The organism is uncultured Stenotrophomonas sp. (assembly GCF_963519125.1).
In the GTDB taxonomy this organism is placed as follows: Bacteria; Pseudomonadota; Gammaproteobacteria; order Xanthomonadales; family Xanthomonadaceae; genus Stenotrophomonas.
This window is the reverse complement of record NZ_CAUQLJ010000042.1, coordinates 1-14,132: the sequence shown is the minus strand read 5'-3', so window position 1 is coordinate 14,132 and position 14,132 is coordinate 1. Positions and strand designations below refer to the sequence as shown.

Here is a 14,132-nt window from a genome sequence, read left to right as displayed (position 1 = left end):
TAGCGTCCCTCCGGGGGCTACCCGGCGGCCGCCCCCATACATGGTCGTGTGCGGTTGGAAAAAGCAGCCGGGCAGAGCCCGGCGCTACGCGTTTGCCGTGGCCACCGACAGTCTGTCGAAGGGTCGACCGGGGTCGGTTTGCGGGGGAATCGGCGCCATGGATGGCGTCCGCTTAGCCCCCATGGATGGGTTTACGGCGACCCCGCAAACCGGCACCGGGCGGCCCAAGCCAGGGAAACCCGGCAAGCGACGGCTGTTCGCCAAAAGCATGAAGCCGGGCAAAGCCCGGCCTCATGCATCACATGCAATCCCAAGCATCACTTGGACTTGGAAATCTCACCGCTGCCTACCGGATTGCGCGGGTCGCTACCGACGCTGAGCACGTTGCTGCGGCGGTTCCATTCGACCGTCTGAAGGTTGCCCCAGACGTGGCTGGAACCGCGGCCGCCTGCGGCGCTGTTGCCCGGCAGGTCGATCTTGTGGCCCATCGCCTGCAACTGCTTGATCGTCGCCTCATCGAACGCGTTGCTTTCCGCCTCGATCACGTCCGGCAGCCACTGGTGGTGGAAGCGCGGCAGCGCCGCGACCTGCTGTGCGTCCAGCCCGTCGTCATAGCCCAGCACACCCAGCAGCACCATCGTGATGATCCGGCTGCCGCCCGGCGTGCCCAGCACCACCACCTTGTCCGCCGACTCCATGAACGTCGGCGTCATCGAGCTCAGCATGCGCTTGCCCGGCTTCGGCGCGTTCGCCGCATAGCCCATCACCCCGAACGCATTCGGCGTGCCCGGCTTCAGCGCGAAATCGTCCATCTCATTGTTCAGCAGCACCCCGGTGCCCGACGGGATCAGGCCCGACCCGTACAACAGGTTCACCGTCTGCGTCGCACCCACCCGGTTGCCCTCGCCGTCGATGATCGAGAAATGCGTCGTCTCATCATCCTCCAGCGGCGTCGGATTGCCCGACAGCAGATCGCTCGGCGTCGCCTTCTCCGGATGGATCGTCGCACGCAGCCCCTGCGCGTAATCGCGGCTGGTCAGCACCTTCTGCGGAATCTGCACGAAATCCGGATCGCCCAGGAAGAACGTACGGTCACGGAACGCACGACGCATCGACTCCACCACCAGGTGCGTCCGGTGCGCCGGATCCATCGACTTCAGGTCCCAGCCTTCCAGGATCTGCAGCATCGACGCCAGCGCAATCCCGCCCGACGACGGCGGCGACGCCGTGGTCACCTTCCAGTCCCGGTAATTGAACACGATCGGCTCGCGCTGCTTGACCCGGTAGCCCGCCAGCTCTTCCGCCGTCCATTTGCCGCCGGCCTGCTTCACCCCGGCCAGCAGCAGCGTGCCGGTCTGGCCCTTGTAGAAGCCATCGAATCCGCCGGCCGCCAGACGCTCCAGCGTCTGCGCCAGCTCCGGCTGCTTGAACACATCGCCCTCGGCGATCGGTTTGCCGTTGCGCAGGTACACCTCACGCGTGCCCGGGAAACGCTCCATCACCTCACGGCGCGACGCGTAGCCCTTGGCCATGCGCGCATACACCGGGAAGCCCTCCCGCGCGATCCGGATCGCCGGTGCCAGGGAATCCTTCAACGGCAGCTTGCCGTGCTTCGCAGACAGCTCCACCAGCGCTGCCGGCAGGCCCGGAATGCCGGCCGACCACGGCCCGTTCACCGAACGGTCGCGGTCCAGCTCGCCGTTCTTGTCCAGGAACGCTTCCGGCGTCGCCGCCGCCGGCGCCGTCTCGCGCGCGTCCAGCATCACATCCTTGCCGGTGCTCGCATCGTGCAGCAGGAAGAACCCGCCGCCGCCCAATCCCGAACTGATCGGCTCCACCACCGCCAGCGTCGACGACACCGCCACCGCCGCATCGAACGCATTGCCGCCCTTGGCCAGGATCTCCATGCCGGCCTCGGTCGCCAGATGATGGCCGCTGGCGATTGCCGCGCCCTTTGGATGGGTGGCCAATGGCGCCTTCGCGGGCTCAGCGGCCCAGAGCGCAGGGGTCCACAGCAGGACCAGCAACAACCAGCGACGCGACGGGTTTTTCATTCGGGGGAAGACTCCGCATACAGTTCGGGATGATCGCGCTGCAGCCCAAACAACTTGGCCAGCAACGCCTCCTGGGTTTCCGGAATGTCCGGATCGGGATCGATGCATTCCACCGGGCACACGACCACGCATTGCGGTTCGTCGAAATGCCCCACGCATTCAGTGCAGCGTGCAGGGTCGATCACGTAGATGGTTTCACCCATCGAAATGGCCTGGTTGGGACAGGCCGGCTCGCATACGTCGCAGTTGACGCAGAGCTCATTGATTTTCAGCGTCATGGCGTTACTCCACGCCAGTGCCGGCAGGGGAAAAGCGGCGCCCCGATGCAGGGACGCCGCCCGGGCCGCGCACAGGGCGCGGCCGCCATGGCACGGCTTACTTGGCTTCTACGAAGATGTACTCGGCGCCGGTCGGCTGCACGATCGACTGCACCCGGGCGTTGTCGGCGGCCTGGCCGATATACACCACGCGCACACCCTTCATCGAGTCGGCGGACACGTCCTTGAACACGGCCTGGATCATGTCGGCCATCTTGCCCGAGGCAGACGAACCGAAGGCCAGCATGTTGCCCGGCTGCACGCCACGGGCGACCGCAGCGGTGGCGCTTTCGACCTGGCGGTCGTACTTGGCCTGGAACTCCGGATCCGATTCCGGCGCCAGGTAGTACAGGAACGGGCTGTTGGTGATGTTGCCCATGTTCTGCACGGCCACGGCCTGCAGGTACTTCTTCCAGCCCGCATCGTCGTCCTTGGCCGGGGCGACCAGCGCCTGCTGGGCTTCGGCGACCGGCGCGGCCTCTTCCTTCTTGCAGGCGGTGAAGGCCAGCGCGAACGACGCGATCAACATGGCACGCATGGTGTTGTTCATGGAGTCTCCCTCTTGGTGATTCTTGGTATGTGTAGGTCTTGGGGTTACGACGGGCCAGACTTCGCTTCGCGGACCTTGCGCAGCGCCTCGAGCACCGAGGCCGGCACGAAGCCGGACACGTCACCCCCAAGGCGGGCGATCTCGCGGACCAGCGAGGACGAAATGAAGCTGTACTGCTCGGCCGGGGTCAGGAACAGGGTCTCGACCTCCGGAATCAGGTGGCGGTTCATGCTCGCCATCTGGAACTCGTATTCAAAATCGGACACCGCGCGCAGCCCGCGCAGCAGTACCCCGCCCTGCTCGGAACGCACGAAATGCGCCAGCAGGGTATCGAAACCGCGCACTTCCACGTTGCGGTGGTGGGCCAGCGCATCCCGCGCCAGCGACACCCGCAGCTCCAGCGGCAGCGAGGGCCCCTTTGACGGGCTCTGCGCCACACCCACCACCAGCTTCTCGAACAACGGCGCGGCCCGGTTCACCAGGTCGATGTGACCGTTGGTGATCGGATCGAAGGTGCCCGGGTATACAGCGATGCGGCGGTTGGCTACGGTCATGCGGACGCTACGCGTTCTGATCTGGTGAAAGTGTAACAGTGGCGCGGCGGTACAGGGCAAAGGTGACCTCGCGGGTACCCCCCTCCCGGTGCAGCAGCAAGCCCGGGGGCAGGCGCAGGGTCTGCCCGGCCGGCGACTCCAGGTACAGCCAGGCGTCGGCAGCCAAGTGCGGCCCCAACCCGGCCAGGACGCTGTCCCACAGGCCATCGGCGAACGGCGGGTCGATGAAGACGATGTCGGCCAGCCCCGACGGCCGCTGCGCCAGCCAGTGCATCGCATCGCCCTGGACCACCTCGACCTGGGCCTGGGCCCCCAGCTTCGCCACCGATTCACGCAGCTGCCGGGCCAGCCCGGCATCACGCTCGACCAGGGTCGCCTGCGCGGCGCCGCGCGAGACCGCCTCCAGCCCCAGCGCCCCGCTGCCGGCGAACAGGTCCAGCACCCGGGCCCCGCCCAGGCGCGGCGTCAACCAGTTGAACAGCGTCTCGCGGACCCGGTCGCTGCTCGGCCGCAGGCCCGGCGCCAACGGCACCGGCAGTTTGGTATTACGCCATTTGCCGCCAATGATGCGGACCTGGCCGACAGGGGCCGAAAGTGAAGAGCGAGATTTCATGTGTGAAGGATACCGCGCCGCCGCAGATTCACGAGGGCCGGCCAACGGCCGGCGCTACCGGCGTTGCCTTTCTTTCCGGACCCGACCATCCGTCGGGGGAAGCCGCCGGGTAGCCCCCGGAGGGACGCTAGAAAACATGGATGTTTTCTAGCAGCCCCCATGGGTGAAGGCGCACTGCTTGCGAGGCACTGCCTCGCGTGCGACTGAACGCCCAATCGCTGGCGATTGGGCCGGGGCCCGGAGGGCGGTTCACGGCGTGTCCCGGAGCGGGGCTGCCCGGCGGCTTCCCCAGCACGTATAAATTGAAACGCCGCCACCTTGAAATTGGAACAATCGATCCCTACCCCTTGAGCCAGCCGCCGCGCACCGCGCGCCACCGTATTCAAGGAGCACCGTCGCATGACCGAGCAGACCCACAAAGAGACCCTGGGCTTCCAGACCGAGGTCAAGCAGCTGCTGCAGCTGATGATCCACTCGCTGTACTCCAACAAGGAAATCTTCCTCCGCGAGCTGGTCTCCAACGCCGCCGACGCCGCCGACAAGCTGCGCTTCGAGGCCCTGACCCAGCCGGCCCTGCTGGAAGGCGACAGCGAACTGCGCGTGCGCGTCAGCTTCGATCCGACCGCCCACACCATCACCATCGAAGACAACGGCATCGGCATGAGCCGCGCCGAAGCCATCGCCCACCTGGGCACCATTGCCAAGTCGGGCACCGGCGACTTCCTGCGCCAGCTGTCCGGCGACCAGAAGAAGGATTCGCAGCTGATCGGCCAGTTCGGCGTCGGCTTCTACAGCGCCTTCATCGTCGCCGACGAAGTCGAAGTGACCTCGCGCCGCGCCGGCCTGGCCGCAGCCGAAGGCGTGCGCTGGACCTCGCGTGGCGAAGGCGATTTCGAGGTCGCCACCATCGACAAGGCCGAGCGCGGCACCCGCATCGTCCTGCACCTGAAGGATGGCGAGCACGACTTCGCCGATGGCTGGCGCCTGCGCAGCATCCTCAAGAAGTACTCGGACCACATCGGCCTGCCGATCCAGATGCCGAAGGAAGGCGGCGAAGAAGGCGCTGCAATCGAATGGGAAACCGTCAACCGCGCCAGCGCGCTGTGGACCCGCCCGCGCACCGAAATCAGCGACGCCGAATACACCGAGTTCTACAAGCATGTGGCGCACGACCATAGCGACCCGCTGGCGTGGAGCCACAACAAGGTCGAAGGCAAGCTGGAGTACACCTCGCTGCTGTACGTGCCCGGCCGCGCGCCGTTCGACCTGTACCACCGCGACGCGCCCAAGGGCCTGAAGCTGTACGTGCAGCGCGTGTTCGTGATGGACCAGGCCGAGCAGTTCCTGCCGCTGTACCTGCGCTTCATCAAGGGCGTGGTCGATTCCAACGACCTGTCGCTGAACGTCTCGCGCGAAATCCTGCAGTCCGGCCCGGTCATCGATTCGATGAAGGCGGCGCTGACCAAGCGCTCGCTGGACATGCTGGAGAAGCTGGCCGCCGACAAGCCGGAGCAGTACGCCACGTTCTGGAAGGAATTCGGCCAGGTGCTGAAGGAAGGCCCGGCCGAGGACTACAACAACCGCGAGAAGGTGGCCGGCCTGCTGCGCTTCGCCTCCACCCGCGGCGAGGCCGATGCGCAGACCGTGTCGCTGGCCGACTACATCGGCCGCATGACCGAAGGCCAGGACAAGATCTATTACCTGACCGGCGAGAGTTACAGCCAGGTGCGCAACAGCCCACACCTTGAAGTGTTCCGCAAGAAGGGCGTGGAAGTACTGCTGCTGACCGACCGCATCGACGAGTGGCTGATGGGCTACCTGACCGATTTCGACGGCAAGGGCTTCGTCGACATCGCCCGTGGCGACCTCGACCTGGGCGCGCTGGAAACCGAAGCGGACAAGCAGGAGCAGGAAGCGGCAGCGAAGGACAAGCAGGGCCTGGTCGAGCGCCTGAAGACGGTACTGGGCGATGACGTGGCCGAAGTGCGCGTGTCGCACCGCCTGACCGATTCGCCGGCGGTGCTGGCCATCGGCGAACAGGACCTGGGCCTGCAGATGCGCCAGATCCTGGAAGCCAGTGGCCAGAAGGTGCCCGACAGCAAGCCGGTGTTCGAGTTCAACCCGGGCCATCCGCTGATCGGGAAGCTCGACCAGGAAGCCGATGCCGGCCGTTTCGGCGACCTGAGCCGGGTGCTGTTCGACCAGGCCGCGCTGGCGGCCGGCGACACCCTGAAAGACCCGGCCGCGTACGTGCGCCGGCTCAACAAGCTGCTGCTGGAACTGTCGGCATAACACTGCCACCGGCCAATGCACACGGGCCCAACGGGCCCGGGTGCTAGCATATCCCCCTGATTTCAGCGCCGATTCCCATGCTCAGTTTCTTCCGTCGCAAAAAGCCCCAGGACGCTCCGCAGGACGCGCCCAAGACCCAGCACTACACGGCTGAAGAGCTGGCCGCCGCGTTCCCGCAGGCCGGTGAGGCCCCGGTTGCCGAAGACACCGCCGCTCCGGTCGGCCGCGCAGAGCCCAGCGCTACGCCCGTCGAGCGTGCCGTACCGGCCGTGGCACCTGCTGCGTCGCCGGACGTCCCGACCGCTTCGCCAGGCGCCCTGAACGAAACATCCGCCATTCCGGCTGCACCGCTGGCGGCTCCGCCTGCGTCCGCGGTTCCGGCTGCGATGCCTTCTCCGCCGTCCGCCGTAGAGCCGGGCTCTGCCCGGCTGCTCGCTGACCCGGCCCCGGTTCTGGTAACCACCGAAATCATCCAGGAAGCGGCCCAACCGCTGGCCTCACCCGCCGCCACCGACATTGCCGCCCCGGCCGCCCCCGGCAAGACCGGCTGGCGCGACCGCCTGCGCAACAGCGTCATCGCGCGCAGCTTCGGCGGTCTGTTCTCGCGCAACCCCAAGCTTGACGACGACCTGCTCGACGAGCTGGAAACCGCACTGATCACTGCCGACGTCGGCGTGGGCGCCACCACCGCGCTGGTCGAAGGCCTGCGCAAGCGCATGAAGGCGCGCGAATTCGAAGACGCCCCGGCACTGCTCAAGGCGCTGCGCGCCGAGCTGATCGCGATCCTGCAGCCGGTCGCCAAGCCGCTGGTCATCGACCGCACCGCCAAGCCGTTCGTGATCCTCACCGTCGGCGTCAACGGCGTCGGCAAGACCACCACCATCGGCAAGCTGGCCAAGCGCTTCAAGGACGACGGCCACAGCCTGATGCTGGCCGCCGGCGACACCTTCCGTGCCGCTGCCGTGGCGCAGCTGCAGGCCTGGGGCGAACGCAACGGCGTGGCCGTGGTCGCCCAAGGCCAGAACGCCGATGCCGCGTCCGTGGCGTTCGATGCACTGCAGGCCGGCAAGGCGCGTGGCACGGAAGTGCTGATCGCCGACACCGCCGGCCGCCTGCACACCCAGGGCGGGCTGATGAACGAACTGGGCAAGATCCGCCGCGTGCTCGGCAAGATCGACCCCAGCGCGCCGCACGAGGTGCTGATGGTCATCGACGGCACCACCGGCCAGAACGCGCTGTCGCAGCTGCGCCAGTTCCATGCCGCCGTCACTGTCACCGGCCTGGTAGTGACCAAGCTGGACGGCACCGCCAAGGGCGGCGTGGTGTTCGCGCTGGCCCGAGAGTTCGGCATTCCGATCCGTTTCGCCGGCATCGGCGAGCGCCCGGAAGACCTGCGCGTGTTCGATCCGGAAGCCTTCGTCGATGCGTTGCTGCCGGAAGCGCTGGGTGGCTGACGCCTTCGTCACCCACCTGCTCCCCTGGTTCGACACCCACGGCCGGCACGACCTCCCCTGGCAGCACCCGCGCTCGCCCTACCGGGTCTGGCTCTCGGAAATCATGCTGCAGCAGACCCAGGTCGCCACGGTCATTCCGTACTTCCTGAAGTTCCTTCAGGTCTTTCCCACCCTGCCTGACCTGGCCGCCGCCAGCAACGATGCGGTCATGGCGCAATGGGCCGGCCTGGGCTACTACGCACGCGCGCGCAACCTGCATGCCGCCGCGCAACGCTGCGTTGAACAGCACGGTGGTGAACTACCACGCGACTTCGACGCCCTGCACGCCCTGCCCGGCATCGGCCGCAGTACCGCCGGTGCGATCCTCAGCCAGGCCTGGAACGACCGTTTCGCCATCCTCGACGGCAACGTCAAGCGCGTGATGAGCCGCTACCACGGCATCGAGGGTTTCCCCGGCCTGCCGGCTGTGGAAAAGGTGCTGTGGGCGCTCGCGCAGACCCATGTCGAAGCGGTCCCCGCCGACCGCCTCGCCGACTACACCCAGGCCCAGATGGACCTTGGCGCCACGGTCTGCACGCGTGCAAAGCCCGCCTGCGTGATCTGTCCGTTGCAGCAGGACTGCGTGGCCCGCCGCGAAGGCCGCAGCGATCAGCTGCCCACCCCGAAACCGAGCAAAGCCCTGCCCGAACGCGAGGCGGTGGCGCTGCTGCTGCGCGATGCGCAGGGCCGCGTGCTGCTGCAGAAGCGACCTGACACCGGCATCTGGGCGCAGTTGTGGACCCTGCCCCAGGCCGACAGCGGCAGCGCGCTGCAGGACTGGTTCGACGCGCACGTGCAGGGAACGCTGGAAGACGCCGAAGAACTGCCGGTGTTGCAGCACACCTTCAGCCACTACCGCCTGCACCTGCAGATACTGTCGCGACGCGTCGAGGGACTGCTTGGCGAGGACCCTGCGATGCGCTGGGTCGCCGACCATGAACTGCCTGCGCTGGGCCTGCCCGCGCCGATCCGGAAACTGCTGGATTCAGGCAGCCTTCCGCCCGCCCCCGCGGTGCGCCGTAAACTACGCGCTGCACCGTCCCTGAAAAACATCGAGTAGCCCATGCCCCGCACCGTTTTCTGCCAGTACGAACAACGCGAGACCGAGGGTCTGGATTTCGTACCCTACCCCGGCGAGCTGGGCCAGCGCATCTTCAACGGCATCGGCAAGAGCGCCTGGAGCAAGTGGCTGGCGCACCAGACCATGCTGATCAACGAGAACCGCCTCTCGCCGCGCGACCCGAAGCATCGCGCGTTCCTGGAAGAAGAACTGGTCAAGTTCCTGTTCGCAGGTGGCGCGGAAAAGCCAGCCGGGTTCGTTCCCGAGGCATGATCCCGGTAGAGCCGGGCCCTGCCCGGCTGCTCTTCGTTCCGGGGACGCGCCAGCGTTTTCAGTTCTCCGGCGCGGCCTGGTTTTCCTCCCGCTCCTGGACCTGGGCCTGGCGCATTTCCTGCTCTGAGGCGCGCAGCGCCTTGACGTCGAGCTTGCGGATGCTGCCGATGAAGCACGGTACGCTCGGGCCCTGGTTGGGGTCGCGTATCAGCACCTTGTCGAAACGCGCGGACACCTGCCCTGTGCGGCTGGTCAGCCCGATTGCCGTGGCGTAGCTCAGCCCGTAGCACGGACCACGCAGCTCCATCAGGTAGGCCTCGCTGGGACGCGTCCAGACCGCCAGCGCGCTGTCGCCCAGCTCGGTCCAGCCGCTGAGCGTGCCGAAATACGGCATTGAGTTCTGCGGCGGCCCGGCGTGGGCGCGGTACAGGTCCAGGCGCTCGGCACTGGTCAGCCGACCGGTGGCGCAGCCGGCGAGCGTGAGACCCAGCACAACGATGGCGATCAGCTTCTTCATGGCAGCTGCCTGAAAGTGGATACCGCGATCATGCACCTGTCCGGGTCGAACGGCAGTGATCGACCCGAACCCGTTCAGCTACCAGCTCAGACGTCGGAATGGGCGAGTGCGTGCAGACGTCCTTCGCGCAGCTCCAGCACGCGGTCCAGCTTGCGCGCCAGGCTGCGGTCGTGGGTCACCAGCACCAGGCTGGTGTGGTGCGCGCGGTTGAGCTCGAGCATCAGCTCGAACACGGTGGCGGCGGTCTTGTCGTCCAGGTTGCCGGTCGGTTCGTCGCCGAGCACGCAGGCCGGGCGGTTGACCAGCGCGCGCGCCACGGCTGCACGCTGGCGCTCGCCACCGGACAGCTCGCCCGGCTTGTGCTCCAGGCGGTGGCCCAGGCCCACCGACTCCAGCAGCGCGTTGGCACGCTGGCGCGCATCGTTGACCTCGGCCCCGGCCAGCAGCACCGGCATCATCACGTTTTCCAGCGCGGTGAACTCGGGCAGCAGGTGATGGAACTGGTACACGAAGCCCAGCGCGCGGTTGCGCAGCTGGCCTCGCTGGCCGTCGGACAGCGAGGACATCTTCTGGCCGGCCACGAACACTTCACCGGCGGTCGGCGTGTCCAACCCGCCGAGCAGGTGCAGCAGGGTGCTCTTGCCGGCGCCGGAGGCACCGATGATGGCCACGGTTTCGCCGGCAGCCACGCTCAGGTCCAGCCCGTTGAACACCGGGGTCTGCATGCGGCCTTCGGCATAGGTCTTGGCCAGGCCTTGGGCACGGATCACTTCGTCGCCGCGGTTGATCGGCTCATTCATAACGCAGGGCCTCGGCCGGCTGGGTGCGGGCAGCGCGCCACGCGGGGTACAGGGTGGCGAGGAAGCTCATGACCAGCGCAACCACGGTGATGATGACGATGTCCGGGGTCTGCATGTCGGTCGGCAGGCCGGTGATGTAGTAGACGTCTTCCGGCAGCAGCTTGATGTTGAACAGCGACTCGATGGCGCCGAGGATGCGCTCCAGGTTCAGGGTCAGGGTGATGCCACCGACCACGCCGAGCACGGTGCCGAAGATGCCGATCAGCGAGCCCTGCACCATGAACACCTGCATGACCCCGCCGGGGGTCAGCCCCAGGGTACGCAGGATGGCGATGTCGGCCTGTTTGTCGGTGACCAGCATGACCTGCGAAGACACCAGGTTGAACGCGCCCATGGCGATGATCAGCGAGAGCAGGATGCCCATCACGACCTTCTCCATGCGCAGCGAGTGGTACAGGTTGGCGTTCTGCTTGGTCCAGTCGCTCACCCGGTAGGCACCGCCGAGGTTCTGCGCGAGATCGACGCCGACGTCCAGCGCCTTGTCCATGTCGTGCAGCTTCAGGCGCACGCCGGTCACCCCGTCCATGCGCAGCACCCGCTCCAGGTCAGCCATGTTGGCGTAGGCCACGCCACGGTCGATCTCGTTGTAGCCGGCTTCGAAGATGCCACTGACGGTGAAGCGTTTTAGTCGCGGCATGGCCCCCATGGGCGTGCCCTGCACTTCGGCCAGGGTCACCAGCACGGTATCGCCCACGTCCACGCCGAGCCACAGCGCCAGCTCCTGGCCGAGCAGCAGGTTGTAGCTGCCTTCGGTCAGGCTGTCGAAGCTGCCCTTGGTGACCTTGGTGTTGATCACCGAGACCGCCGGCTCCAGCGCCGGGTCGATGCCCTGCACGATCGCGCCCTGCACGCGCGGACCGCTGAGCATGGCCTGGATCTCGATGTACGGCGCGGCGCCGGCCACGCGGGGATCCTTGCGGGCCATGTCGACGGTGCGCTGCCAATCGGACATCGGCGCACCGTCGGTGGTCACCGTGGTGTGCGCGGTCATCTGCAGCAGGCGGTCGCGGATCTCCTTCTGGAAGCCGCTCATCACCGCCAGGGTGGTGATCAGCACGGTCACGCCCAGCGCGATGCCGAGGATCGAGGCCATGGAGATGAAGGAAATGAAGCCGTTACGGCGCTTGGCCCGCAGGTAGCGCAGGCCGATGGAGACGGGTATGGGTTTGAACATGCAGGTACGCCGGACAGTTCAGCCTATGGTGCCATCACGGACGTGAACGGGAAATGGGACGGGCCTGGATGGCCAGTCGAAGTTCACGCCGAAGGAGCGGCGGCAGCGTGTCCGGCCAGAACAGGCAGGCCTGGCGGCGGCCGTCGAGACGCCAGCGAAGCTCAAGCAGTGGGCCGCGGTCATGCAGGGTAAGGCCTTCTACCGGCTGGCCATCCACACAGGCTGGGCCCTCTCCACTGGGGATGACGAGGCTGCAGGATGGGCGGCGGGCATAGTGCCAGCCCTGCCCTGCCGCCATCGCGGCGGCCAGCAGGCCCATCGGCCACTGCGCCGCGGCAGGCAGCGCCGTAGCGCTGGCGACCCAGGGCATCAGCGCGGCGAACCCCAGGTGCGCGGCAAGCTGCCAGCGCGAGGGGCGCCACTCAAGCCGGCAGGGCGCCGATCTTGTTGAGGAGCGGTACGGCGTGGGCATGCGGGCACTGCTCGTATCCCATGAACCAGCGCCACAACTTATCGTCTTCGCAGTCGAGCAGGAACAGGAAAACCTCGCGCTCCTCGGTAGGGGCGGTGGGCCATTCGCGGTCAAGATAGCGGCCGAACAGCTGGTCGAGTTCGCGCATGCCGCGGCGGCAGCGCCAGCGGAGTTTCTTTACGAGGACGTCTTCTTCCATTTTGCTGGCTCCGGATACGGTAAAGCCACGCAGGGCGTGGCTCTACCGGTTTCGATCATTTCAACGCATCCACGCAGGGCGTGGATCTACATCAGGCGCGGCGCGCCATCATCAGCTTCTTGATCTCGGCAATCGCCAGGGCCGGGTTCAAACCCTTCGGGCAGGTGCGCGAGCAGTTCATGATGGTGTGGCAGCGGTACAGCTTGAACGGGTCTTCCAGCTCGTCCAGGCGGGTACCGGTGTCCTCATCGCGCGAGTCGATGATCCAGCGGTAGGCCTGCAGCAGGATCGCCGGTCCCAGGTAACGCTCGCCGTTCCACCAGTAGCTCGGGCAGCTGGTCGAGCAGCACGCGCACAGGATGCACTCGTACAGGCCATCCAGCTTCTTGCGGTCGTCCGGCGACTGCAGGCGCTCGCGGTCCGGCGGTGCCGGGGTCTGGGTCCGGATCCACGGCTTGATCGACGCGTACTGCGCGTAGAAGTGGGTCAGGTCCGGCACCAGGTCCTTGACCACGCTCATGTGCGGCAGCGGGTAGATCGGCACTTCGGCCTTGCCGCAGTCGGCAATGGCGCGGGTGCAGGCCAGCGTGTTGGTGCCGTCGATGTTCATCGCGCACGAACCGCAGATGCCTTCACGGCACGACCGACGGAAGGTCAGGGTCGGGTCGATCTCGTTCTTGATCTTGATCAGCGCGTCGAGAACCATCGGGCCGCAGGCGTCCAGATCGATCTCGTAGGTGTCGGTGCGCGGATTGCTGTCGTCGTCGGGACTCCAGCGGTAGACCTTGAAGGTGCGCAGGTTCTTCCCACCGCTGGCGGCGGGGAAGTGCTTGCCCTTCGTTACTTTTGAATTCTTTGGCAGGGAAAACTCGGCCATGGCTGCTCTCGTTGGCTCAGGCGGCCCGCGCCCTCAAGGCGCGGATTGCATGGTAGGCGGGGGTCGCGATCAGTACACGCGCGGCTTCGGCGGCACCACGGCAACCTCGTCGGTCAGCGTGTACATGTGCACCGGACGGTAGTCGAAGCTGCACTTGCCCTTGTCGTCGACGCTGACCAGGGTGTGCTTGTGCCAGTTGACGTCGTCGCGGTCCGGGAAGTCCTCGTGCGCGTGCGCACCACGGCTTTCCTTGCGCTGTTCGGCCGAGTTGATCGTCGCCACTGCATTGAGCAGCAGGTTGTTCAGCTCGTAGGTTTCGATCAGGTCGGAATTCCAGACCAGAGAACGGTCGGTGACCTTGACGTCCTGGAACGAATCGAACACCTGTGCCATCTTCGCGCAGCCTTCCGACAGCGTTTCGCTGGTGCGGAACACCGCCGCGTCGGCCTGCATGGTGCGCTGCATGTTGTCGCGGATGACCGAGGTCGGGGTGTCGCCGTCGGCGTAGCGCAGCTTGTCGAGCAGGCCCAGCGCCTTGTCGCAGGCATCGGCGGCCAGCGGCTTGTGCGAGGCACCCGGCGTGATCGTTTCGGCGCAGCGGTTGGCCACCGCACGACCGAACACCACCAGGTCCAGCAGCGAATTGGAGCCCAGGCGGTTGGCACCGTGCACCGAGACGCAGGCGGCTTCGCCGATCGCGTACAGGCCCGGGACCACGGCGTCGTTGTTGTCGCCGACCTTGCGCACCACTTCACCGTGGAAGTTGGTCGGAATGCCGCCCATGTTGTAGTGCACGGTCGGGATGACCGGGATCGGCTGCTTGTGCA

Annotated in this window: 15 protein-coding genes; 4 read left to right on the top strand and 11 right to left on the bottom strand. The window is 66.7% G+C overall.

Annotation, left to right across the window (positions count from 1 at the left end):
- Positions 1–317: 317 nt before the first annotated feature.
- The 5 genes from ggt to rsmD form a co-directional block, all read right to left on the bottom strand.
- The gene (ggt, locus tag RYM47_RS19205; RefSeq protein WP_315390086.1) at positions 318–2,054 is read right to left on the bottom strand and encodes a gamma-glutamyltransferase; all 1,737 of its coding nucleotides are present in this window, start codon (positions 2,052–2,054) and stop codon (positions 318–320) included.
- Complete coding sequence (locus RYM47_RS19200; protein WP_315390085.1) at positions 2,051–2,332, bottom strand: YfhL family 4Fe-4S dicluster ferredoxin; 282 nt, start codon at positions 2,330–2,332, stop codon at positions 2,051–2,053. The genes ggt and RYM47_RS19200 overlap by 4 nt, the downstream gene beginning before the upstream one ends.
- A 97-nt stretch (positions 2,333–2,429) precedes the next feature.
- On the bottom strand, positions 2,430–2,921 hold the full coding sequence (locus RYM47_RS19195; protein WP_070209087.1) for a hypothetical protein: 492 nt from the start codon (positions 2,919–2,921) through the stop codon (positions 2,430–2,432).
- A 44-nt stretch (positions 2,922–2,965) separates the two neighbouring features.
- Positions 2,966–3,475 (bottom strand): pantetheine-phosphate adenylyltransferase, encoded by a 510-nt coding sequence (gene coaD / locus RYM47_RS19190; protein ID WP_315390084.1) that lies wholly within the window; start codon positions 3,473–3,475, stop codon positions 2,966–2,968.
- A gap of 7 nt (positions 3,476–3,482) precedes the next feature.
- Positions 3,483–4,088 carry a 16S rRNA (guanine(966)-N(2))-methyltransferase RsmD gene (rsmD, locus tag RYM47_RS19185; RefSeq protein ID WP_315390083.1) on the bottom strand — a complete coding sequence of 202 codons (606 nt, stop codon included), beginning with the start codon at positions 4,086–4,088 and terminating at the stop codon, positions 3,483–3,485.
- 399 nt (positions 4,089–4,487) lie between these two features.
- Here rsmD and htpG point away from each other — a divergent pair, with 399 nt between their 5' ends.
- From htpG to RYM47_RS19165, 4 genes are all read left to right on the top strand, one after another.
- On the top strand, positions 4,488–6,380 hold the full coding sequence (htpG, locus tag RYM47_RS19180) for a molecular chaperone HtpG (protein WP_315390081.1): 1,893 nt from the start codon (positions 4,488–4,490) through the stop codon (positions 6,378–6,380).
- Positions 6,381–6,457: 77 nt separating this feature from the next.
- Positions 6,458–7,834 carry a signal recognition particle-docking protein FtsY gene (gene ftsY / locus RYM47_RS19175; RefSeq protein ID WP_315390080.1) on the top strand — a complete coding sequence of 459 codons (1,377 nt, stop codon included), beginning with the start codon at positions 6,458–6,460 and terminating at the stop codon, positions 7,832–7,834.
- Positions 7,803–8,933, top strand: a complete 1,131-nt coding sequence (gene mutY, locus RYM47_RS19170; RefSeq protein WP_315390078.1) for an A/G-specific adenine glycosylase — start codon at positions 7,803–7,805, stop codon at positions 8,931–8,933. The genes ftsY and mutY overlap by 32 nt, the downstream gene beginning before the upstream one ends.
- Before the next feature lie 3 nt (positions 8,934–8,936).
- Positions 8,937–9,206, top strand: a complete 270-nt coding sequence (locus RYM47_RS19165) for an oxidative damage protection protein (RefSeq protein WP_315390076.1) — start codon at positions 8,937–8,939, stop codon at positions 9,204–9,206.
- 58 nt (positions 9,207–9,264) lie between these two features.
- On the opposite strand, the gene RYM47_RS19160 is transcribed toward RYM47_RS19165, so the two are convergent.
- The 6 genes from RYM47_RS19160 to RYM47_RS19135 all read right to left on the bottom strand — a co-directional run.
- Complete coding sequence (locus RYM47_RS19160; RefSeq protein ID WP_315390074.1) at positions 9,265–9,723, bottom strand: DUF6491 family protein; 459 nt, start codon at positions 9,721–9,723, stop codon at positions 9,265–9,267.
- A gap of 86 nt (positions 9,724–9,809) precedes the next feature.
- Positions 9,810–10,523, bottom strand: coding sequence for a lipoprotein-releasing ABC transporter ATP-binding protein LolD (gene lolD, locus RYM47_RS19155; protein WP_315390073.1), 714 nt, complete (start codon positions 10,521–10,523; stop codon positions 9,810–9,812).
- The gene (locus tag RYM47_RS19150; RefSeq protein WP_315390071.1) at positions 10,516–11,757 is read right to left on the bottom strand and encodes a lipoprotein-releasing ABC transporter permease subunit; all 1,242 of its coding nucleotides are present in this window, start codon (positions 11,755–11,757) and stop codon (positions 10,516–10,518) included. The genes lolD and RYM47_RS19150 overlap by 8 nt, the downstream gene beginning before the upstream one ends.
- A 422-nt stretch (positions 11,758–12,179) precedes the next feature.
- A complete protein-coding gene (locus tag RYM47_RS19145) occupies positions 12,180–12,428 on the bottom strand; it encodes a succinate dehydrogenase assembly factor 2 (protein ID WP_315390069.1) in 249 nt (82 codons plus the stop codon).
- Between the two features lie 91 nt (positions 12,429–12,519).
- Positions 12,520–13,305 (bottom strand): succinate dehydrogenase iron-sulfur subunit, encoded by a 786-nt coding sequence (locus RYM47_RS19140; RefSeq protein WP_315390067.1) that lies wholly within the window; start codon positions 13,303–13,305, stop codon positions 12,520–12,522.
- A gap of 69 nt (positions 13,306–13,374) precedes the next feature.
- Positions 13,375–14,132: FAD-binding protein (locus RYM47_RS19135; RefSeq protein WP_315390065.1), on the bottom strand; the 758-nt coding region annotated here is incomplete at its 5' end.

What these genes read in the sequence shown, in the direction of transcription:
- ggt (WP_315390086.1), bottom strand. Translation starts at nt 2,054, where the DNA reads ATGAAAAACCCGTCGCGTCGCTGGTTGTTGCTGGTCCTGCTGTGGACC.
- RYM47_RS19200 (WP_315390085.1), bottom strand. Translation starts at nt 2,332, where the DNA reads ATGACGCTGAAAATCAATGAGCTCTGCGTCAACTGCGACGTATGCGAG.
- RYM47_RS19195 (WP_070209087.1), bottom strand. Translation starts at nt 2,921, where the DNA reads ATGAACAACACCATGCGTGCCATGTTGATCGCGTCGTTCGCGCTGGCC.
- coaD (WP_315390084.1), bottom strand. Translation starts at nt 3,475, where the DNA reads ATGACCGTAGCCAACCGCCGCATCGCTGTATACCCGGGCACCTTCGAT.
- rsmD (WP_315390083.1), bottom strand. Translation starts at nt 4,088, where the DNA reads ATGAAATCTCGCTCTTCACTTTCGGCCCCTGTCGGCCAGGTCCGCATC.
- htpG (WP_315390081.1), top strand. Translation starts at nt 4,488, where the DNA reads ATGACCGAGCAGACCCACAAAGAGACCCTGGGCTTCCAGACCGAGGTC.
- ftsY (WP_315390080.1), top strand. Translation starts at nt 6,458, where the DNA reads ATGCTCAGTTTCTTCCGTCGCAAAAAGCCCCAGGACGCTCCGCAGGAC.
- mutY (WP_315390078.1), top strand. Translation starts at nt 7,803, where the DNA reads ATGCGTTGCTGCCGGAAGCGCTGGGTGGCTGACGCCTTCGTCACCCAC.
- RYM47_RS19165 (WP_315390076.1), top strand. Translation starts at nt 8,937, where the DNA reads ATGCCCCGCACCGTTTTCTGCCAGTACGAACAACGCGAGACCGAGGGT.
- RYM47_RS19160 (WP_315390074.1), bottom strand. Translation starts at nt 9,723, where the DNA reads ATGAAGAAGCTGATCGCCATCGTTGTGCTGGGTCTCACGCTCGCCGGC.
- lolD (WP_315390073.1), bottom strand. Translation starts at nt 10,523, where the DNA reads ATGAATGAGCCGATCAACCGCGGCGACGAAGTGATCCGTGCCCAAGGC.
- RYM47_RS19150 (WP_315390071.1), bottom strand. Translation starts at nt 11,757, where the DNA reads ATGTTCAAACCCATACCCGTCTCCATCGGCCTGCGCTACCTGCGGGCC.
- RYM47_RS19145 (WP_315390069.1), bottom strand. Translation starts at nt 12,428, where the DNA reads ATGGAAGAAGACGTCCTCGTAAAGAAACTCCGCTGGCGCTGCCGCCGC.
- RYM47_RS19140 (WP_315390067.1), bottom strand. Translation starts at nt 13,305, where the DNA reads ATGGCCGAGTTTTCCCTGCCAAAGAATTCAAAAGTAACGAAGGGCAAG.